The organism is Thioalkalivibrio sp. ALJ21 (assembly GCF_000378605.1).
GTDB lineage: Bacteria > Pseudomonadota > Gammaproteobacteria > Ectothiorhodospirales > Ectothiorhodospiraceae > Thioalkalivibrio.
The window spans coordinates 260,766-280,444 of the sequence record NZ_KB905155.1 but is presented as its reverse complement, the minus strand read 5'-3'; the positions used below and the strand labels follow the sequence as shown (position 1 = coordinate 280,444).

19 protein-coding genes are annotated in these 19,679 nt (G+C 65.7%); 13 read left to right on the top strand and 6 right to left on the bottom strand.

Features of this window, described 5'->3' with window-relative positions; translation table 11 throughout:
- Window positions 1–7: 7 nt before the first annotated feature.
- From F579_RS0101320 to F579_RS0101305, 4 genes are all read left to right on the top strand, one after another.
- A complete protein-coding gene (locus F579_RS0101320) occupies window positions 8–697 on the top strand; it encodes a Bax inhibitor-1/YccA family protein (protein WP_018139182.1) in 690 nt (229 codons plus the stop codon).
- 181 nt (window positions 698–878) lie between these two features.
- Complete coding sequence (locus F579_RS0101315) at window positions 879–1,859, top strand: D-2-hydroxyacid dehydrogenase (RefSeq protein ID WP_019024622.1); 981 nt, start codon at window positions 879–881, stop codon at window positions 1,857–1,859.
- Entirely contained in the window at window positions 1,846–2,088 is a 243-nt protein-coding gene (locus F579_RS14790; RefSeq protein ID WP_081616882.1) for a SlyX family protein, read from the top strand. The genes F579_RS0101315 and F579_RS14790 overlap by 14 nt, the downstream gene beginning before the upstream one ends.
- A 2-nt stretch (window positions 2,089–2,090) precedes the next feature.
- A complete protein-coding gene (locus F579_RS0101305) occupies window positions 2,091–2,846 on the top strand; it encodes a class I SAM-dependent methyltransferase (RefSeq protein WP_019024624.1) in 756 nt (251 codons plus the stop codon).
- 34 nt (window positions 2,847–2,880) lie between these two features.
- Here F579_RS0101305 and F579_RS0101300 read toward each other — a convergent pair whose 3' ends face one another.
- Window positions 2,881–3,441 (bottom strand): hypothetical protein, encoded by a 561-nt coding sequence (locus F579_RS0101300; RefSeq protein WP_019024625.1) that lies wholly within the window; start codon window positions 3,439–3,441, stop codon window positions 2,881–2,883.
- Between the two features lie 131 nt (window positions 3,442–3,572).
- Here F579_RS0101300 and F579_RS0101295 point away from each other — a divergent pair, with 131 nt between their 5' ends.
- The 3 genes from F579_RS0101295 (at window position 3,573) to cyaY (ending at window position 4,659) form a co-directional block, all read left to right on the top strand.
- The gene (locus F579_RS0101295; protein ID WP_018139187.1) at window positions 3,573–3,845 is read left to right on the top strand and encodes a hypothetical protein; all 273 of its coding nucleotides are present in this window, start codon (window positions 3,573–3,575) and stop codon (window positions 3,843–3,845) included.
- The gene (locus F579_RS0101290) at window positions 3,845–4,237 is read left to right on the top strand and encodes a DUF423 domain-containing protein (protein ID WP_019024626.1); all 393 of its coding nucleotides are present in this window, start codon (window positions 3,845–3,847) and stop codon (window positions 4,235–4,237) included. The genes F579_RS0101295 and F579_RS0101290 overlap by 1 nt, the downstream gene beginning before the upstream one ends.
- A 98-nt stretch (window positions 4,238–4,335) precedes the next feature.
- The gene (gene cyaY, locus F579_RS0101285) at window positions 4,336–4,659 is read left to right on the top strand and encodes an iron donor protein CyaY (RefSeq protein WP_012982299.1); all 324 of its coding nucleotides are present in this window, start codon (window positions 4,336–4,338) and stop codon (window positions 4,657–4,659) included.
- Between the two features lie 280 nt (window positions 4,660–4,939).
- On the opposite strand, the gene F579_RS0101280 is transcribed toward cyaY, so the two are convergent.
- The 5 genes from F579_RS0101280 to F579_RS0101260 form a co-directional block, all read right to left on the bottom strand.
- A complete protein-coding gene (locus tag F579_RS0101280; protein ID WP_019024627.1) occupies window positions 4,940–5,347 on the bottom strand; it encodes a hypothetical protein in 408 nt (135 codons plus the stop codon).
- Between the two features lie 218 nt (window positions 5,348–5,565).
- Window positions 5,566–6,594 (bottom strand): thioredoxin fold domain-containing protein, encoded by a 1,029-nt coding sequence (locus F579_RS0101275; protein WP_019024628.1) that lies wholly within the window; start codon window positions 6,592–6,594, stop codon window positions 5,566–5,568.
- A gap of 21 nt (window positions 6,595–6,615) precedes the next feature.
- Window positions 6,616–7,905, bottom strand: a complete 1,290-nt coding sequence (gene serS, locus F579_RS0101270) for a serine--tRNA ligase (protein WP_019024629.1) — start codon at window positions 7,903–7,905, stop codon at window positions 6,616–6,618.
- Between the two features lie 85 nt (window positions 7,906–7,990).
- On the bottom strand, window positions 7,991–8,407 hold the full coding sequence (gene crcB / locus F579_RS0101265; RefSeq protein WP_019024630.1) for a fluoride efflux transporter CrcB: 417 nt from the start codon (window positions 8,405–8,407) through the stop codon (window positions 7,991–7,993).
- Complete coding sequence (locus tag F579_RS0101260; protein WP_051076702.1) at window positions 8,404–8,799, bottom strand: CrcB family protein; 396 nt, start codon at window positions 8,797–8,799, stop codon at window positions 8,404–8,406. The genes crcB and F579_RS0101260 overlap by 4 nt, the downstream gene beginning before the upstream one ends.
- 137 nt (window positions 8,800–8,936) lie before the next feature.
- Between F579_RS0101260 and F579_RS0101255 the strand changes: the two genes are divergently transcribed.
- From F579_RS0101255 to ettA, 6 genes are all read left to right on the top strand, one after another.
- Entirely contained in the window at window positions 8,937–11,645 is a 2,709-nt protein-coding gene (locus F579_RS0101255; RefSeq protein ID WP_019024632.1) for a cation-transporting P-type ATPase, read from the top strand.
- A gap of 231 nt (window positions 11,646–11,876) precedes the next feature.
- Window positions 11,877–13,559 carry an NADH-quinone oxidoreductase subunit L gene (locus F579_RS0101250; protein WP_019024633.1) on the top strand — a complete coding sequence of 561 codons (1,683 nt, stop codon included), beginning with the start codon at window positions 11,877–11,879 and terminating at the stop codon, window positions 13,557–13,559.
- A 1-nt stretch (window position 13,560) separates the two neighbouring features.
- Window positions 13,561–14,313: a hypothetical protein gene (locus tag F579_RS0101245; protein WP_019024634.1), complete on the top strand. Its 753-nt coding sequence runs from the start codon at window positions 13,561–13,563 to the stop codon at window positions 14,311–14,313.
- Window positions 14,310–17,444, top strand: a complete 3,135-nt coding sequence (locus F579_RS0101240) for a DUF2309 domain-containing protein (protein WP_019024635.1) — start codon at window positions 14,310–14,312, stop codon at window positions 17,442–17,444. Before F579_RS0101245 ends, F579_RS0101240 begins: the two co-directional genes overlap by 4 nt.
- Window positions 17,441–17,767: a P-II family nitrogen regulator gene (locus F579_RS0101235; protein ID WP_019024636.1), complete on the top strand. Its 327-nt coding sequence runs from the start codon at window positions 17,441–17,443 to the stop codon at window positions 17,765–17,767. Before F579_RS0101240 ends, F579_RS0101235 begins: the two co-directional genes overlap by 4 nt.
- 218 nt (window positions 17,768–17,985) lie before the next feature.
- Window positions 17,986–19,653 carry an energy-dependent translational throttle protein EttA gene (gene ettA, locus F579_RS0101230; protein ID WP_018174432.1) on the top strand — a complete coding sequence of 556 codons (1,668 nt, stop codon included), beginning with the start codon at window positions 17,986–17,988 and terminating at the stop codon, window positions 19,651–19,653.
- The last annotated feature ends 26 nt before the right edge of the window (window positions 19,654–19,679 follow it).

The window sequence follows — 19,679 nt, the reverse complement described above, 5'->3', positions numbered from 1 at the left end:
TTGACCCGTGTCCCGAGACCAGATCGTTCGCTCGAGCCGCAACCCGTCCAGTACCGGTTCCATCAGCGAGACCATCTCGACCAACAAGGTCATCCGCCAGACCTACATGCTGCTGTCTGTGACGCTGGCATTCAGCGCAGTGATGGCCTTCGTGGCAATGGCCGTGGGCGCCCCGGCGGTGCACTGGCTGGTCCTGCTGGCGGTTCTGATTGGCGGGCCGTTCGCCATCCATGCCGCGCGCAATTCCGCGCTCGGGCTGGTGCTGACCTTCGCCTTCACCGGCGTACTGGGCTTCTTCCTCGGCCCGATCCTCAGCATGTACCTGGGCCTGCCCAACGGGCCGCAGATCGTCGGCAACGCCTTTACCGCCACGGCGGTCGCCTTTGTCGCGCTGTCCGGCTACGCCCTGGCCACCAAGAAGGACTTCAGCTTCCTGGGTGGCTTCCTGGTGGTCGGCCTAATCGTCGCGCTACTGGCGATCGTCGCCAACATCTTCCTGGCGATCCCGGCGCTGTCGCTGACCATCTCGGCGGCCGTGGTGCTGCTGCTGTCGGCTGCGATCCTGTTCGACACCAGCCGCATGATCCACGACCCGGAGGCCAACTACATCATGATGACGGTCTCGCTGTACGCGAACCTCTATGTGATGTTCCTCCACCTGCTGAACCTGTTCCACGCCTTCATGGGCGACAACTAACAGTCGCAGGCTGGCAGGCAAGCGATTCGGGCCCCGCGATGCGGGGCCCTTTTGTTGGGAAACACTGATCAATGTACACGCTCGCGTTGGTACCCCAGGTTTTCCGAGACAAGCCGCGTCGTGCCGGGGGTACTGCTCCTATCCGCAAGCGTCGCAACGTCATTTTCCCTTGGTAACCGCCATGACTGAACTGCGACACGGGGTATTTCTCGACCTGTCCACGGTGGATCGTGACGACCTGGACCTCGCCCCCCTGCACGAGGCGCTACCCAACTGGGATCTGCACCCGCGCACAGAGACAGACGACATCGCCGCCCGCATTGCAAATGCCGAGGTAGTGGTCACGAACAAGGTGGTACTGGACGACTCGCTTCTGGCCGCGGCCACAAACCTGAAGCTGGTCTGCGCGGCAGCTACGGGCACCAACAATATCGATGTTGCCGCCGCCAGCCGGCTCGGCATCACCGTCAGCAACGCGCGCGACTACGCAACGGACTCCGTGGTACAGCATGTATTTGCCCTGCTACTGACGCTGGTCACGCGGCTGGACGACTACCGCGCCGATATCCGCGCCGGCCACTGGAGCACCTCCGACCAGTTCTGCCTGCTCGATCACCCGATCCGGACCCTGGCGGGCATGCGCCTGGGCATCATCGGCTATGGCGTACTGGGCCAGGCCACGGCCCGCGTCGCCCGGGCCTTCGGCATGCAGATCCAAGTGGCCGCCAGCCTGCGGAAGGTGGTGCCCTCGCCTGCGGGTGACGCGGATCTAATCCCGCTGCCCGAGCTCCTGGCGACCAGCGACGTGATCAGCCTGCATTGCCCGCTGTCCCCGGAGACCCGCAACCTGATCGATGACAACGCTCTGCGGCAGATGCCCGCTGGGGCAATCCTGCTCAATACCGCCCGGGGCGGTCTGGTCGATCCCGAGGCCCTCGCACGGCACTTGCGAGCAGGCCACCTGGGCGGTGCCGGCATCGACGTCCTGGAGCCCGAGCCCCCACCCGCGGACCACCCCCTGCTGGCAGCGGACATCCCGAACCTTGTGCTGACCCCGCATACGGCCTGGGCGGCTCGCAGTGCCCGCCAGCGCGTGATCGAGGAGGTCGCGGCCAACATCCGCTCTTTCGCCCAGGGACAGCCCCGCCATGTCGTCAGCTGATCCATCCCGTACCGATCGCGAGCTGATCGCGCGGATCGAGGCGCTGGAAGTCCGCCTGGCGCATCAGGAGTACACCCAGGACGAGCAGGCTCGCGTCCAGCACGAGCTCCAGCAGGAGAATCAGGCGCTGCGCCGCCAGCTCCAATGGCTCCGCGACCGATTGCGGGAACTCGAGGACCAGGGCGGCGGCCCCGGAGACGGCAACGAGCCGCCTCCGCCGCACTACTGACCGTGACCCTTCAAGTCCGCGCAGAACCCGGGCAGGAGGTCCGAGCCCGGGAGATCGACCGCTACCTGCACGCCCAGGGCTATCGTCACCCGGGCAAGGCGCCCCTGGTACTGGAGGTCGGCGCACACGGTCTGTCACTGATCCGTGAGGAGGGTCGGCGCGAACTGTGCCTGCATCTGGACTTTGCCACCGGTCGTCAGGGGTATCGTCTGGCCCATAGCGGGCATCAGCGAGAGGGCCTGATCCGGGCCATGGGCAACATCGCGCGGGACAGCCATGTGGTGGACGCCACCGCCGGCCTGGGGCGCGATACGCTGCTGCTGGCCGCGCACGGCTTCCGCGTGGATGCCTGGGAACGCCACCCGGTCGTCTACCTGCTGCTGGCGGATGCCCTGCAGCGCGCCGCCCATGACGAGGCGCTGGCCCCGATCGTCGAGCGCATCACGCTGCACGCGGGCCTGGCCGCGCCGGCGACCCTGAGCACGCCGCCCGTCGCCGCCGTATTCGATCCCATGTTTCCGGAGCGGGCCAAGCGCGCCGCGGTCAAGAAGGACATGCAGCTGACCCAGGCCTTGATGGAGGGCGACCCGGACCCCGAGCCGGAAACCACTCTGCAACGGCTGCGCGAGGCGGCCACGCGGCGGGTCGTCGTCAAGCGGCCCCTGCATGCCCCTGCCCTGGGTCCCGACACACCCCAGGGCAGCGTCAGGGGCAAGAGCGTGCGTTTCGATGTCTACGCACCCGCTGCGCAATCCTGAGTCCGACCCGCGGGACCCACGCCCGGCTCACCGGTCACGAACCACCCAGAATCAGCCGGTCGTCTCCGGAGAAGCGGTACTCGGGGATGGGCAAGTTGCGCCGGGCGTCCTGCCCGTCATACACCCGTCCGGCGGCGTCATAGCGCCCCCCGCGGCAGCGATCCACAAACCCGCCGGACCAGTCCTCCGCCACGTCCGGATGCACCAGGTCCAGCTCACAGCCGAGATCAGTGCTCTCGCCGATCACGACCAGCCACTCCGGCCGCAGACTGCGCAGCGGCAGTTCCAGTCCATCCGGCTGCTGGCCCCGGCGGGCGCGCGGATCGACCAGCTCGTCATCCTCGCCCAGCGCCTGTTGCAGGGCCGAGTCCCTGTGCAGCACCAGAATGCGCCGACCCTCCCAGTCCAGCCGCTTGAGCTCGCCGGGGGCGATCGCATCCAGCTCGACAACGCGGCGCTCGGCCTCACCGCCCCCCAGCATGGACAGCGCGTAGCTCGCCAGAATACCGGCGAACACAATTACACCGCCCAGCACCATCAGCTTCAGCAGGACGCGGATCCGCATTCGATTCAGGCTGTCGCCCGCAGGTTGCATCGTGAGTTCTCCGGTCTGTAAAGAATGTGCTTTGCGCCTGGCCGGCGTGCCTCTACACTACGCGCATGACTACAGCCAGACGCTCCGGACGCCGCCACTACATCGGCATCCACAATGACTTGTACGGCGGGATGACACCGGTCGGCAATATTATCCGCGATGCCTGGGTCTTCGGCTTCCTGCCGGAGACCGAGACCTGCGAGGGCTGGGACCTCGGGCGCATCCAGCAGCTGCACGACCAGGTGAACGCCGAGTGGGACAAGTACGACCTGCGCATCGCCAACCTCCCGCCCGAGCTTCGCGAGCGCCACACGCGCATCCACGATGCAGCGATCGAGCGCGCCCGCGAGCACGGCTGGATCCCCGGGAAGGACTACGACAGCGAGATGGGCGACGACGCCTAATGCCAGGTACGGAGACCGAGCCGATGATCCGCGCCCTGGTCGTGATCGGGGCCCTGCTCGCCGCCATCGCGGTGGTGCTCGGTGCCTTCGGCGCGCACGCCCTGCAGGAACGGCTGTCCGAGCGCGCTCTGACCACCTGGCACACTGGCGTCCAGTATCACTTCATCCACGCCCTCGCCCTGCTGCTGCTGGCAGCGCTGTGGTCGCACCTGGCCAGCGGCTGGGCCACCGCCAGCGCCGTAGCCTTCGTGCTTGGCATCCTGCTCTTTGCCGGCAGCCTGTATGCCCTGGCACTGGGCGCCCCGCGCGTACTGGGGGCCATCGCGCCACTGGGCGGCACCGCCTTCATCCTCGGCTGGCTGGGCCTGGCCATCGCCGCCTGGCGAGCATAAGAAGACGTTGACCCCGTCCGGAACGCCGACATCGCTTCCTTCAGCGCTTCCTCCTTTATACTGCCCGCGCCACAAGCATCGACCGAACCGAGAGACCCATGAGCCAGCCCTCCTTCGCCGTATTTGCCGAACAGACCCTCGACGAGATCTACAACCGCCTGAGCGACCAGGACGGTCTCGACGACCTGGACATCGACCTGATCGATGGTGTCCTGACCCTCGAGTTCGAGGACGGCGCGCAGATGATCCTGAACCGCCAGGAGGCTGCGCAGCAGATCTGGCTGTCCTCCCCCGAGGGCCCGGCCCACTTCGGCTACAACGAGGACGAAGATGCCTGGCTGGATGACCGTAACGGGGACGACCTGCACGAGACCGTAGCCCGCGTGATCGGGCAGAAGCTGGGCGTACGCGTCGAGCTCTAGGGAGACGCTGATTTAATCGCACGTCCGCGCTCGAGTCGCTTTTGCGTGCGAACAAGGCGCGGTGACTGCCGTGCAGTCATTCTGCACAAAGGAGCCGCAACGCCGTTCCCGCGCAAAAGCGGCCGAGCCCCTGCTTTCAATAGCTTGTGGGGTTGGTGCCCCCTGTTCCCCGATCCTGCGTTGCGCCGCTTGCGGGTAGAACCACTACCCGCTCCACGACGCGCCTTGTCTCGGAAAATAGGGGGCACCAACGCGGACGTGCGATTAAATCAGCGTCTCCCTAGTCTCGGCCCGACCGGCCGTCTTCACCCTCCTGCGACGGCGCCTCCGGAGATCCCTCCTCATCCAGCGCCCGCAGGTGGGCCTCCAGCTCCGCCAGCACCGGGTGCGGCCGATCCTCTTCCAGCGCGTTATCCAGTGCCCGGGTCGCCTCCAGCGCCTCGGGATCGCCGCGCAACGGCATGCGCGCGATCCCCAGCGCCAGCATGCGGAACTGGCGAAACACCAGGTAGCTGACGGTCGCGGTGATCAGCGCCGCCCACATCTGTTCCTGGAACCACAGCCAGACGGCGATCCCGTAGCCGCTGAAGGTCAGCACAAAGATCCCCAGCGCGACACGATGAGCGCGGGCCACAATGGCCTCCAGCACATCGCGATTGCGCACGACGAAGTCACGTTCAAAATGCATGCAGTTCGGTCCTCGGCCGCCTAGGGAAACACTGATTCATGTACACGCTCGCGCTCGAGTCGCTTTTGCGTGCGAACAAGGCGCGGTGACCGCCGTGCAGTCATTCTGCACAAGGGAGCCGCAACGCGGTGCGCGCGCCAGTTTTTGATAACAACGGGCGGCCGAGCCCCTTGGGGTACCAACGCGAACGTGTGCATGAATCAGTGTTTCCCTAACGGCTATGGTTGCTGGGCGCGCCAGCGTTCGAAGGTCGGATAGTCCTCATAGCCGCGCGTGAGCACATAGTCCATCACGTTGCGCAGCCGGTTCAGGTGCACGACCGAGTCAATGCGGATGATCTCCTCGCCCGCCTCGTCAAAGAAGATCATCGTCGGCGCCCAGTGCACATCGAGTTCCGCCGCCCAGTCGCGCGGATTGGTGCGCTGACCGTCCGGGGTCAGTACCGGCGTGTCTCTGTCCTCGGCGTCCAGCTGGACGGCATCCATCAGGGCGATGCGGTCCAGCACCTCGTCTTCCTGCAGCGGCTCGGTATGCAGGATATCGCAGGCATGGCAGGCCTCGCGCTCGAAGAACACCACCAAGGGCCGTTGAGCGGGGATCTTGCTCCGATCCAGCGCATACGGCTCGTTGATGAAGAAGTCGCGCTCGTTGATGTCGTCCGTGTCGAACTTGGGTGGAGGATCGGCGCGGTCGAGATAATCACGAAAACTCATCTCGCGGTCGTGACGCTCGGTCACGTAGTCGAGCAGCGCACGGAACCGATACGGTGGATAGTAGCCCCGCATCTGATGGATGCGCTCGCCGTCAGCATCATAGAAAGCAATTGAAGGAGTGAAATTAAGTCGTTGTTCAGAAGCGTATTCGCGTTCAAACTTGATCTCGCCGTCCAGCCCGGTCACTTCGCGGTTTCCGAGCACATCGATCGCCACCACATCGAAGTTGTCCGACAGTTGCGCGCGAATGTCCTCTTTCTCGAAATTCACCTCGAACAGCTGTTCGCAGTACGGGCAGTCGTCCATCCCGTAGTACACGGCCAGCCCCTGCTTGCCGCGCTCCACGGCGCGCTCCAGGTCTTCCGGCAGGTCGAGAAAGCTCAGTTCGAACCAGTCCGGGGTGTGCAGGCCGATGATGCGCGGCGCATCGTCGAAATCGAAGCCCTCCTCGATCTCGGCCTGCGCCCACAGCGGCCAGCACAGCAGCAGCGCCAGCAGGCTGGCGATCGCGACTGGCTTTCCGATTGGTTTCACACCCACTCCGTCTGAATCAACTTACTGTTCAGACGGCGGCTTCAGCAACGAGGTTCCACCGAGATAGGGGCGCAGTCGCTCCGGGATCGCGATCGAACCGTCGGCCTGCTGGTGATTTTCGAGCAGGGCGACCAGGGCGCGCCCCACCGCGACGCCGGAGCCGTTGATAGTATGTACCAGCTCAGGCTTGCTGCCTGCTTCCGGACGGAAGCGCGCCTGCATGCGCCGCGCCTGGAAGGCCTCGAAATTGGAGCACGAGGAGATCTCGCGGTAGGCCTGCTGGCCCGGCAACCAGACCTCCAGATCATAGGTGCGCGCGGACGCAAAGCCCATGTCGCCGGTACTCAACAGCATCACGCGGTAGGGCAGCTCCAGTGCCTGCAACACGGCCTCCGCGTGCCCGAGCAGCTCCTCCAGGGCCGCATCGGACTGCTCCGGATGCACCACCTGCACCAGCTCCACTTTCTCGAACTGATGCTGGCGGATCAGGCCGCGGACGTCACGCCCGTAGCTGCCCGCCTCCGAGCGGAAGCACGGGGTGTGGGCGGTCATCTTCAGCGGCAGCGCACCGGCCCCGAGGATCTGCTCGCGCACCAGGTTGGTCAGCGTGACCTCGGCGGTCGGGATCAGCCGGAAACGCTGGTCGCAGTCCACCGAGAACAGATCCTCGTCGAACTTGGGCAGCTGGCCCGTTCCCTCCAGTGACTCCGGGTTCGCCAGATACGGGACATAGGTCTCCTGGTAGCCATGCTGCTGGGTGTGCAGGTCGAGCATGAACTGGGTCAGCGCCCGGTGCAGACGCGCCATCTCGCCGCGCATCACCACAAAGCGGGAGCCGGCCACGCGTACCGCCGCCTCGAAATCCAGCCAGCCGCCGGGCAGACCCAGATCCACATGGTCGCGGGGGATGAAATCGAACTCGCGCGGGGTTCCCTCGCGGCGCAGTTCGACGTTCGCCGCCTCGTCCTTGCCGACGGGAACGTCCTTCTGCGGCAGGTTCGGGATGCGCATCAGCAGCGCGTCCAGCTCCTGCTGCACGGCGTGCAAATCGGCCTCGCACTGCTTGAGCTCGTCACCCAGACGGCCGACCTCGGCCTTCAGGGGCTCGATATCCTCGCCCCGCGCCTTGGCCTGCCCGATCCCCTTGGAGCGGGTATTGCGCTCGTTCTGGAGTTCCTGGGTACGAACCTGAAGGTCCTTGCGCCGCGCTTCCAGCGTCTCGAAGCGCTCGCGGTCGAACTCGAAGCCGCGGCTGGCCAGCGCCGCCACGGTCGCGTCCAGGTCCTGGCGCAGACTGCGAATATCCAGCATGTCGGTAATCCGTTCACAAACGACCGGGAAGTCTACGGTCGCGGCCGCGCCCCGTCCATGACCAGGCCGTCAGGCCCGACCGACCTCAGCCGCGTGACGCGGCGGCATTCCAGCGACGCCCCTGCGCGCTCCCCAGCCACACGCCCGCCAGCCACAGCACCAGGGATACGGACACATACAGCGCCGCACGCCCGGGATCGCCCGTCTCGATCAGCCACAAGCTCTCCAGGCTGAACACCGAAAAGGTCGTGAAGCCGCCGCAGAAGCCGGCCAGGACAAACTGGCGGGTCACCGGATCGGCGGGCCGGCTACCCTCCGGGGCACTGATCACGGCGTAAAGCCCGATCAGCCAGGATCCGGCCACATTCACCGCCAGCGTGTCCCAGGGAAACCCGGTTCCCATCAGGTGCAGCCCGGTCCATGACAGGCCATAACGCGCCATGCTGCCCAGCGCGGCCCCCAGGGCGACGAACGCGGACAGGCGCAGCGAGTACCCGGTCATCCCGCGCCACCCGCGGCACGGCCCAGCGCATGGCCGATATACGCCAGCGCCAACCCGCCACCCAGTGTGAGCAGGACGTAGACGATCGCAGGGCGCGGGCCGTCCCGTTCCGCGACTCCCACCGTCTGCAGGCTGAACGAAGAGACCGTCGTAAAACTGCCGAGCACGCCCACGACCAGCAACAACCAGAGCCAGGACGCGCCCGAGGGATCCACCACCAGGCCAAGCGCTAGGCCAATCAGCAGCGCGCCCGAAGTATTCACGGCCAATGTCCCCCACGGGAAATGGCCCCCGGTGCAGCTGTCGATCCACTGCGACAGCCAGAAGCGCGCAAGCCCCCCCAGCGCGCCCCCCGCTCCCACCAGCAAAAGGCCCTCCCACCACGCGATCATGCCGGCATTGTCCGTGGCCTCGGTCGACCTGTCGAGCCTGCGCACCCGGCAGGGCGGGATGCCCTGACAACACGAGCGTCCCGGCGCATGATGGAGACACTGGCAACCCCCCGAGTGGTCATGCATCAGGGAGACGCATGAGCGAACGCGAACGCCCCCGCAACTGGCACGACCTGTCCGTCGACCATGCCCTCGACGCCCTCGGCACTGATGCCCACGGGCTGGACGCCGAAGCCGCTCGCCAGCGTCTGGAAGAACACGGGTACAACCGCTTGCCCCAGGCCGCGCGCCGCGGCCCGCTGCTGCGTTTTCTGACGCAGTTCCACAACGTACTGATCTACGTACTGATCGCCGCTGCCCTGGGCACGGCCCTTCTCGGTCACTGGCTGGATACCGGCGTGATCCTCGGGGTGGTGCTGATCAACGCCATCATCGGCCACATCCAGGAGGGCAAGGCGGAGAAGGCACTGGATGCGATCCGGGGGATGCTCTCGCCCCGGGCACTGGTACTGCGCGACGGCCAGCGCCGCAGCATCCCTGCAGAAACGCTGGTCCCCGGCGATATCGTCTATCTCCAGGCCGGGGATCGCGTCCCGGCCGACCTGCGCCTGATCGCGGCACACAACATGCGCATCGACGAGGCCGCCCTGACCGGCGAGTCGGTGGCCAGCGACAAGCAGACCGATCCGGTGGAGACCCAATCCGACCTGGGCGATCGTCGTTCCATGGCCTACTCCGGCACGCTGGTCGCGTTCGGCCAGGGGCGCGGCGTCGTGGTCGGCACCGGGGCCGATACCGAGATCGGCCGCATCTCCACCCTGATCGGCGAGGTGGAGACCCTGACCACCCCTCTGCTGCGGCAGATCGCCGAGTTCGGCCGCTGGCTGTCGGTGGCCATCGGCATACTGGCGGCGGCGACCTTCGCCTTTGGTTACTGGGTACGCGACTACGACCTTGTCGAGACCTTTCTCGCCGCGGTCAGCCTGGCGGTGGCGGCAATCCCCGAGGGCCTGCCGGCGATCATGACCATCACGCTGGCGATCGGGGTGCAGCGCATGGCCGCCCGCCACGCGATCATCCGCCGCCTGCCGGCGGTCGAGACCCTGGGCTCCGTCACCACCATCTGCTCGGACAAGACCGGCACCCTCACCCGCAACGAGATGACGGTGAAGAGCATCATCACCACCGAGGCGGAGTACGAGCTGGGTGGGGTGGGCTACGAGCCACATGGCGGGATCACCTGCAACGGCCAGGAGGCCGACCCGGAGGCCGATCCCCTGCTGGCCGAGACCCTGCGCGGCATCCTGCTGTGCAACGACGCCGAGGTCTATCTGAAGGACGACCAGTGGACCATGGAAGGCGACCCGACCGAGGGCGCCCTGATCGCCGCAGCCATGAAGGGTGGCCTGGAGCCGAAGGAAATCAACGAGCTCTTTGTGCGGGACGACGTAATCCCCTTCGAGTCGTCCTACAAGTTCATGGCCACCCTGCACCACGATCATGAAGGGGGCGCCTTTCTCTTTCTCAAGGGCGCGCCGGAACGGGTGCTGGCCGTTTGCAGCCACCAGCGCACGACCGACGGCGAAGAGCCGCTGGACGCCGAACACTGGCAACAGTGGATGGACGACGTCGCCGCGCGTGGCCAGCGCCTGCTCGCCCTGGCCACGCGGCGCATGGAGAACCACCGCCGCGAGCTGGAATTCGCTGACGTCGAGGACGGCGGACTCACCCTGGTTGCCGTCTGCGGGATCATTGATCCGCCGCGCGAAGAGGCGATCGAGGCGGTGGCCCACTGTAAAGAAGCCGGCATCCGCGTGAAGATGATTACCGGCGATCACGGCGTGACCGCGCGCGCCATCGCCGATGAACTGGGCATCAGTACCGAGGGCGGCGTAGTGGTCGGCCACGAGCTGGAAAAAAGCTCGGACGACGACCTCAAGACCATGGTTCGCCGGGTGGATGTGTTTGCCCGCGCCACTCCAGAGCACAAGCTGCGCCTGGTACAGGCCATCCAGCGCCACGGGGACGTGGTGGCGATGACCGGCGACGGCGTAAACGATGCCCCCGCGCTCAAGCGCGCCGATGTCGGCGTGGCCATGGGCGTCAAGGGCACCGAGGCCGCACGTGAAGCCTCCGAGATGGTGCTGGCCGACGACAACTTCGCCTCCATCGCCAACGCGGTCGAGGAAGGCCGCACCGTCTACGACAATCTGAAGAAGGCAATCCTGTTCCTGCTGCCTACCAACGGCGGCCAGGCCTTCACCATCGTCGCTGCGATCCTGCTGGGCCTCACCCTGCCTCTAACCCCGGTGCAGGTCCTGTGGGTGAACATGGTGACCGCCGTCACCCTCGCGCTGGCCCTGGCCTTCGAGCCGACCGAACCCGGCACCATGCGCCGGTCGCCGCGCCCGCCCAACACGCCCCTGCTTTCGGGCTTCCTGATCTGGCGCGTGGTCTTCGTCTCCGCGCTGCTGGTCGCCGGCACCTTCGGCCACTTCCTGTGGCTGGAACAACAGGGCGTACCGGACGAGGTCGCCCGCACTGTCGCCATCAACACGCTGGTCATGGGCCAGCTGTTCTTCCTGTTCAACAGCCGCTACATCCTGGAACCGGCACTCAACCGGGAGGGCCTGTTCGGCAGCCGCCCCGTCCTGATCGCCGTCGCCGTACTGGTCGTGCTGCAGGGCCTGTTCACCTACGCCCCGCCACTGCAGTTCCTGTTCGGCACCACCCCCATCGGGGCGGAAGAATGGCTGCGCATCCTCGCCTTCGGCCTGATCCTCTTTGTCCTGGTGGAAATCGAGAAGGCCCTGTTGCGCCGCAGGGGCTTTAACCCGCACCAGTAAAGGAGCCCCGAGCCGACAGCCCGCCCCGGCCGCCACCGTCAGCGACTGGCTCACGCCGGACAACCCGCCGGGCCCCGCGTACGTCTCCCGTGATGAAGGGCCAGAGTTTGCAATCGGCCCACCTGTTTTGTATCCGGACGGCGTGTTTTTGGATATTTCTTTACCTATTATCCGGTACATCGAAGTCAACACCCCGACGGGCAGTCAACAGCGCCAACCAAGGTCGAGACAATGATCGAGACGCAGTGGCTGATCCCTTTCCTCCCCTTCCTTTCGGCGTTACTGGTCCATTTGTTTGGTGCCCGGCGGGGCAAGCGCGTTGCGCAACTGAGTGTCGGCATCAACCTGGTCGTGGTGCTGGTGGCCGTTTTCCAACTGATCACCTACATCGCCAGAGACACAGGGCCGCAGTGGACGGCCATGGCCGGCGGCTGGGGCAGTCTGCAGATCGACCCGCTGAGCGCGATCATGGCGCTGGTGGTCGCCGGCATCAGCCTGGTGGTCCATATCTACTCGATCCGCTACATGATCGAGGAGCCGGGCTACGCCCGCTTTTTCATGCTGCTGGACCTGATGACCGGCTCGATCCTGCTGATGGTCATGGCCGGCGATCTGATCACCCTGCTGGTGGCCTGGCATCTGATCGGCGTCTTCCTCTATTTCCTGCTGGCGCACAACACCGAACCCGTCAACGCGCAGCGCTACGCGTTCTGGACGTTCATTACCTATCGCCTGGGTGACCTGCCGCTGGTACTGGCCGCGATGGTGCTGTTCCAGGCCTACGGGGCGCTGGACTTCCCCACCCTGTTCGCCCGCATCGAAGCGACGCCGGATGCCCGTACGTTCCTGGACCTGCCGGTCGCCGGAACCGTGGCCTTCCTGGTGGCCCTGGCAGCCTTTGCCAAATCCGCCCAGTTCCCGCTGCACACCTGGCTGCCCTATTCCATGGAGGGCCCGACGCCGGTTTCGGCATTGATGCACGCGGGGATCGTCAACGCCGGCGGCATCATCATCAATCGCTTCGCGCCGGTATTCGTCCACAGCAGCGAGGTTCTGCATCTGCTGTTCGTCGTGGGCCTGTTCACGGCGGTGCTCGGTTCGATGCTGATGCTCGCGCAGAACGACATCAAGAAGTCGCTGGGCTATTCTACGGTCGGCCAGATGGGCTTCATGATCATGGAGACCGGTGCGGGTGCGTTCGCGCTGGCGATCTTCCACCTGATTGCCCACGGCCTGTTCAAGGGCACCCTGTTCCTCGGCGCCGGCAAGGTGATTGGCGCCGCACGCAAGCACGACGGCGTGCCCAACGACCCGCTCTATGACTTCCTGGTCGAACGCAAGCCAGCCCCCGCCCGACTGCCGTGGCTGTTGATCGGGGCTGCGATGCTGATCGTGCCGCTGGTGATCCTGGTGCTGGCACATGCCTGGGTGGCCCCGGACTTCTTCCAGAAACAGGGCGCGATCGTGCTCCTGTTCTTTGGCTGGATCACGGGCGTCCAGGTGCTTTTCGCCTCGCACCGGCTGGATACCGAGAACCCCTTGCGCATGATGGCCCTGATCGTGCTGTCGTTCGCGGTGATCGTGGTCGGCTACAGCGTCATCGGACACAGCTTCGAGAGTTTCCTGTATCCAGATACCGAGTTCCGCGAAGCGCTTTATGCCGCGGCGGGCATTGATCAGATCACCTTCGGCGTGCTCATCGTGCTGCTGGCGCTGGTCATGGTGGCCGGCTGGCTGGGTGCCTACCTGACCCATGTGCGCCGCCAGCGGGTCGACAGGGAACATGGACGCACCTGGCTGACGCTGTACTCGCTGTTCTCCCACGAGTTCTATGTCGCAGACCTCTACAACCGCATGACGGTCTCGATGCTGGCGCTGTCCCGGCGCCTGAATAGCTGGCTGAGGTGGGGTTGAGATGTCCGTTCTGCTGATCCTCCTCGCGGCAGTCTTCCTGCCACTGTTCCCGATGAGCCTGGCGTTCAATGCCCTTGCCGCGCGCATCACCAGCACCTACGTGCAGGTGGCACTCTTCATCGCCTGGCCGCAGATCGGCGTCGCGATCATCCTCTGGGGCGATCTGGCACCGGCCGGCGGATTGCTTGTCGCCTGGGCGATCCTCAGTGCGATCCTGTATGCCTTTCGCCTGCTGACCATACGCGAGGCGGGGCGCTGGGCGGCCATGCTGGCAAGCTCCGCCTGGCCCCTGGTATGGCTGTTCGTGATGCAGCGGCCGTCTGATGCCAACGTGATCGGCTTCGCCCTCGCGATGTCGGCCGCTCCGGTTCTGATGCTCCTGGTACGCAGTGCGCTTGCTCGGCGGCTGGAGGCGGCCTATACCGGACTGCATGGCGGATTGGCCCGCGACCTTCCGCGTCTGTCGGGTGTGATCGTGGTGACCACGCTGGCAGCCATGGCCCTGCCACTGTTCCCGGGCTTCTTTGCCCTGCTGGCGCTGCTGGGTGGCGCCACGCCCGGGATCGCCCTCGGGGTGCTGCTGACCTGGTTGCTGTGGAGCTGGGCGGGAGCGCGGCTGCTGCAAGGCACGGTGTTCGGCCCGCGCAGCGGCCCCATCGCCGAGGACCTGTCGGCCACCACGACATGGACCTTCACCAGCCTGGTGGTATTGCTGGTGGTGTCCGGCCTGCTGTGGACTGGAGGTGTCCTGTGAAGCTGACGCTAGGACGCAAGCTCAAGATCCGCTCGATGGTGCACATGGCGGCCGAGCCCATTCCCAACTTCTGGCCCATGCGCACCTTCATCCATCACAACCCGCTCCACGGGCTGGAAGACCTGCCGTTCCCGGAAGCCGTCCGGCGCGGCGAAGAGCTGTTTCACGGGCGGGGATTCCTGCCACGAGCCGACTACCAGCGCCTGTTCCGCGAGGGCCGCGTGGACCGCGACACCCTCGAGACACGCGTCGATGCCGCCCTCGAGAACCGCCCGGCCCTCCAGGCGATCGGCGGGATCGACCTGCTCTGCACGCTGCTGACCGAATGCCATGATCCGGTCATCACACCGCGCACGCTCGCCAATATCGACGACGTGGCGGCCGCCCTGAACGGCCGCGAACACACCCCCTCTGCGACCGATACCGGCGCGCTCGCCGAACGGCTGCATGCCGCCTTTCCGGTCATGCAGCCGCTCTACGAGGCACTCGATTCGCTGTTCGGCACACGTATCGGCGCCACGCTGGACGAACAGCTCACCAGGATCTGCCTGGACTACTTCGACGAGGGTCAGTCGGCATGGCAGATGCCCGGCCGCGAACACGGCCTGTTTGCCGCATGGAAGACGATCGTCCATCACCACCCGCGCCTGTTCCTGCTTGGCCTGCACACCCAAACGATCCTGGCAGACCACGACAGCCCCGAGGCGATCATCGCCCATGTCCTGGGCGAGATCGGCATCCCCGAAGAGACCTGGCCCGATCTGATCGTGCGCGAACTGACCCGCCTGCACGGCTGGGCCGGCTTCATCCGCTGGCGCTCGACGGCAAACCACTATCACTGGGCACGCGAGCACCCGGCCGACCTGATTGATTTTCTCGCCATCCGCCTGGTGCTCGGGCTGTCCCTGATCCGCGAACACAGCCGTCGCCACAACATGCCGGGCGACCGCGAGGCCCTCGAAACACTCCTCCATGAGCGCCCCGCCGAGTGTTACCTGCGCCGCGAGTTTTTCGGCGGCGGGGTACTGCCCGCCTACGCCGAGACCGTTGAGGCCGTCATTGCGCGCGGCAAATCCAACGTAATCGCCCGGCAGCTGGACCAATACCTGCCGGCCAAGCGCCGCGCCGAAGGCCGCGAGCAGGCCCGCGCCCTCGGCTCGCTGGCCTCGCTCACTGGCAATCCGTCGCTGTTTGCCGATCTCGATCGCAGCCAACTCGCCGCGGTGCTTGAACAGCTGGGCGACTTCGAGCAGCACGAGGGTATGGTCTGGCTGGAAGCCATGGAGGCGACCTACCGCCGCAGCATGCTGTCCAGCCTGCGGCTCGAACCGCCCGCGCCGCGCGCGAAACGCCCGTTCGCGCAATTGCTCTTCTGCATCGACGTGCGCTCCGAACGCGTGCGCCGTCAACTCGAGACCATCGGCGACTACCAGACCTACGGCATTGCCGGCTTCTTCGGCGTCCCGGTGAGCTTTATCGCGCTTGGCAAGGGCAGCGAGGATCACCTCTGTCCGGTCGTCGTTACACCCAGGAATGTCGTACTGGAAGTCACCACCGGTGCCGAGCCGCCCGACCTCGACCTGTACTCCTCGGCCGAGCATCTGCTGCACGACCTGAAGAACTCCGTTCTCTCGCCGTACTTCACCGTCGAGGCCATTGGCCTGCTGTTCGGCTTTGACATGATCGGCAAGACCATCGCTCCGGCGGCCTACCACCGATGGCGCGACAGGATCGAAGCGGACCAGCCCTCGACCCGCCTGATGGTCGACAAACTCACCCGCGAGCAGGCGGACTCGGTCGTTCGCGCCCAGCAACGGGCCATCATCGTCCAGGCGATCCACCAGGCGTTCGACATCGAGCGTGAAGCCATCACCGATGCCATGATCCGCGAGCTGCGCGAGACGGCATTGGGCAACCGCAGCGGACAAACCCATTTCGCCCGCGACTTTGGCCTGAACGAGAGTGACGAGTCGGCGTTCATCAAGACCTTGCAAGATGACTACCGCATCAACCGTTCCTATGCGCAGATGCAGCTGGAGCGCCTGGGCCGGATCGGGTTTTCGCTGGACGAGCAGACCTACTTCGTCGCCCAGGCGCTGCGCTCGATCGGCCTGACCGAACAGTTCTCGCGCTTCATCATCCTTACCGGCCATGGCAGCCGGTCGGACAACAACCCCTACGAATCAGCGCTCGACTGTGGCGCCTGCGGAGGCAGCCACGGGATCGTCAGCGCCCGAGTACTCGCGCACATGGGCAACAAGCCGGAGGTGCGCCGACGGCTGCGTGCCCAGGGCATCGACATCCCGGATGACGCGTGGTTTCTGCCGGCCATGCACAACACCACCTCCGACGAGATCCGGCTGCACGATCTCGATCTGCTGCCGGCCAGCCACCTGGTCTACCTCGAACGCCTGCGCAACGGCCTGCGCTCAGCTACGCGCCTCGCGGCCCGCGAGCGGCTGCAGACCCTGGAACCGGAACTCGGGCCCGCCGCGGATGCCGTCAAGGCCACGCGCAAGGCGCAGCGCAATACGGTCGACTGGGCGCAAGTACGTCCCGAATGGGGCCTGGCGCGCAATGCGGGCTTCATCATCGGCCAACGACACCGGACCGAGACCACCGACCTGCAAGGACGCACCTTCCTGCATTCCTACGACTACCGGGTAGACCCCAGGGGCCGACTGCTGGAAAGCATCCTCACCGGCCCGCTGATCGTCGCCCAGTGGATCAACATGGAACACTACTTCTCGGCGGTCGACAATGAACACTACGGCTCCGGCAGCAAGGCCTACCACAACGTTGCCTGTCGCATCGGGGTCATGACCGGCAACCTGTCGGACCTGCGCACCGGCTTGCCCGCGCAGACCGTGCTCTACGACGGCTTGCCCTACCACGACCCGGTTCGCCTGCTGGCCCTCATCGAGGCGCCGCTCGCCCACGCGCGCCGGGCCATCGAGAACGTGCCCAAGGTGCGCAGCCTGATCGCGAATGGCTGGGTGCAGTGCGTCATCCTGGACCCCGAAACCGGCGGACTGCACCGATACGTCGACGGCGAATGGCGCGACGAACCCCTGCCCGACACCGCGCAAGGCGCAACCGATCGACCTGCTGTGGAGGACCACCCTGCATGAACGACCTGAATCTCAAACCACTGAAAAAAATCGAGATCATCCTCGAAGGCGAACACCAGGCCTTCGCCACCGATCTGCTGGACCGCGCCGGAGTGAAGGGCTACACAATCATTGGCAACCTCTCCGGAAAGGGTAGCCAGGGCTTCCACGAAGGCCACCTGATGTTCAATGAGGACGAGGTGCTGATCATGATCATCGCCGCAATCCCCGAAGAGCTGGTCCAGCCGATCCTCGAAGGGTTCACGCCCTTCTTCAACCAGCACAGCGGTGTCGTCTTCATCTCCGACATCCAGGTCAGCCGCCTGGTGAAGTTCAAGGGCTGAAGGCGATGATTTCATGCCCGGGAACGCAGCGCCCGAACACCAGTACACTGGTAGCGGGTACTGACCCGGTCACGCCAGCAATCAGGCCCTGAGTCCCCAATCGCTGCTTAACGCCGGGATCATGCGCCCCTGCACCCCTCGGAATGGTAAAGTGCGGACCCAGCGCGGGTCGTTAATGGCCTGCCCCTCATTCAAACCGCATTGGTCGCAGGAGCATCATGGCGCAGTACATCTTCACGATGAACGGTGTGGGCAAGATCGTCCCGCCGAAGAAGTACATCCTCAAGGACATCAACCTGAACTTCTTCCCGGGCGCCAAGATCGGCGTGCTGGGTTACAACGGTGCGGGGAAATCCACACTGCTGCGCATCATGGCGGGCGTGGACACCGAGATCGTCGGCGAGGCGCGGCCGCAGCCGGGCATCAATATCGGCTACCTGCCGCAGGAGCCGCAGCTCGACGAGAGCAAGGACGTGCGCGGCAATGTCGAGGAGGCCGTGGCCCCGATCAAGGAGGCGCTGGCCGAGCTGGATCAGGTGTATGCCGCCTATGCCGAGGCCGATGCCGACTTCGATGCCCTGGCCGCCAAGCAGGGCGAGCTGGAGGCGAAGATCGAAGCGGCCGACGGCCACAACCTCGAGCGCAAGCTGGAGGTCGCCGCAGACGCCCTGCGCCTGCCGCCGTGGGATGCGGACGTGAAGACCCTGTCCGGGGGGGAACGCCGCCGCGTGGCCCTGTGCCGCCTGCTGCTGTCCAGCCCGGACATGCTGATCCTCGACGAGCCGACCAACCACCTGGACGCCGAATCCGTGGCCTGGCTGGAACGCTTCCTGCAGGAGTTCCAGGGCACCGTGGTCGCGGTCACCCATGACCGTTACTTCCTCGACAACGTGGCCGGCTGGATTCTCGAGCTCGACCGCGGCCAGGGCATCCCGTTCCAGGGCAACTACTCGCAGTGGCTGGAGCAGAAGGAAAAGCGCCTGAAGCAGGAAGAAAAGGCCGAGGCCGCCCGCGTGAAGGCGATGGAGTCGGAGCTCGAGTGGGTGCGTTCCAACCCGAAGGGCCGCGGCGCCAAGAGCAAGGCGCGCCTGAAGCGCTTCGAGGAGATCGCCTCCACCGACTACCAGAAGCGCTCCGAGACCAAGGAAATCTACATCCCGCCGGGCCCGCGCCTGGGCGACAAGGTGCTGGAGGTGGACGGCCTGTCCAAGAACTTCGGCGACCGCGTGCTCTACCAGGGCCTGTCGTTCTCCGTGCCACGCGGCGCGCTGATCGGCGTGATCGGCCCGAACGGCGTCGGCAAGACCACCCTGTTCCGCATGATCGCCGAACAGGAACAGCCGGACGAAGGCACGATCGAACTGGGCGAGACCGTGCAGCTGGCCTATGTGGACCAGAGCCGCGACGCGCTGCAGGACGAGAAAACCGTCTGGGAGGAGATCTCCAACGGCCAGGACATCATCCAGGTCGGCAATTTCCAGATGCCGTCACGCGCCTATGTCGGTCGCTTCAACTTCAAGGGCACCGACCAGCAGAAACGCATGAAGGAACTCTCAGGCGGGGAACGCAACCGCGTGCATCTCGCCAAGCTGCTGCAAAGCGGCGGCAACTTCCTGCTGCTCGACGAACCGACCAACGATCTGGACGTGGAGACCCTGCGCGCGCTGGAAGAGGCCCTGCTGGACTTCCCCGGCTCCGCGATCGTGATCTCGCATGACCGCTGGTTCCTGGACCGCATCGCCACCCACATCCTCGCGTTCGAGGAGGATGGCAACGTGGTGTTCTTCGACGGCAACTACCAGGAATACGAGGAAGACCGCCACAAGCGCCTGGGTGCCGAGGCCGACCAGCCGCACCGGGTCAAGTACAAGCGGCTGGCCTCCTGACCGAACCCACTCTCCGGGCGTCCCGC

What these genes read in the sequence shown, in the direction of transcription:
- F579_RS0101250 (WP_019024633.1), top strand. Translation starts at nt 11,877, where the DNA reads ATGATCGAGACGCAGTGGCTGATCCCTTTCCTCCCCTTCCTTTCGGCG.
- cyaY (WP_012982299.1), top strand. Translation starts at nt 4,336, where the DNA reads ATGAGCCAGCCCTCCTTCGCCGTATTTGCCGAACAGACCCTCGACGAG.
- F579_RS0101235 (WP_019024636.1), top strand. Translation starts at nt 17,441, where the DNA reads ATGAACGACCTGAATCTCAAACCACTGAAAAAAATCGAGATCATCCTC.
- F579_RS0101315 (WP_019024622.1), top strand. Translation starts at nt 879, where the DNA reads ATGACTGAACTGCGACACGGGGTATTTCTCGACCTGTCCACGGTGGAT.
- F579_RS0101300 (WP_019024625.1), bottom strand. Translation starts at nt 3,441, where the DNA reads ATGCAACCTGCGGGCGACAGCCTGAATCGAATGCGGATCCGCGTCCTG.
- F579_RS0101280 (WP_019024627.1), bottom strand. Translation starts at nt 5,347, where the DNA reads ATGCATTTTGAACGTGACTTCGTCGTGCGCAATCGCGATGTGCTGGAG.
- ettA (WP_018174432.1), top strand. Translation starts at nt 17,986, where the DNA reads ATGGCGCAGTACATCTTCACGATGAACGGTGTGGGCAAGATCGTCCCG.
- F579_RS0101290 (WP_019024626.1), top strand. Translation starts at nt 3,845, where the DNA reads ATGCCAGGTACGGAGACCGAGCCGATGATCCGCGCCCTGGTCGTGATC.
- F579_RS0101260 (WP_051076702.1), bottom strand. Translation starts at nt 8,799, where the DNA reads ATGATCGCGTGGTGGGAGGGCCTTTTGCTGGTGGGAGCGGGGGGCGCG.
- F579_RS0101295 (WP_018139187.1), top strand. Translation starts at nt 3,573, where the DNA reads ATGACACCGGTCGGCAATATTATCCGCGATGCCTGGGTCTTCGGCTTC.
- crcB (WP_019024630.1), bottom strand. Translation starts at nt 8,407, where the DNA reads ATGACCGGGTACTCGCTGCGCCTGTCCGCGTTCGTCGCCCTGGGGGCC.
- F579_RS14790 (WP_081616882.1), top strand. Translation starts at nt 1,846, where the DNA reads ATGTCGTCAGCTGATCCATCCCGTACCGATCGCGAGCTGATCGCGCGG.
- F579_RS0101245 (WP_019024634.1), top strand. Translation starts at nt 13,561, where the DNA reads ATGTCCGTTCTGCTGATCCTCCTCGCGGCAGTCTTCCTGCCACTGTTC.
- F579_RS0101255 (WP_019024632.1), top strand. Translation starts at nt 8,937, where the DNA reads ATGAGCGAACGCGAACGCCCCCGCAACTGGCACGACCTGTCCGTCGAC.
- serS (WP_019024629.1), bottom strand. Translation starts at nt 7,905, where the DNA reads ATGCTGGATATTCGCAGTCTGCGCCAGGACCTGGACGCGACCGTGGCG.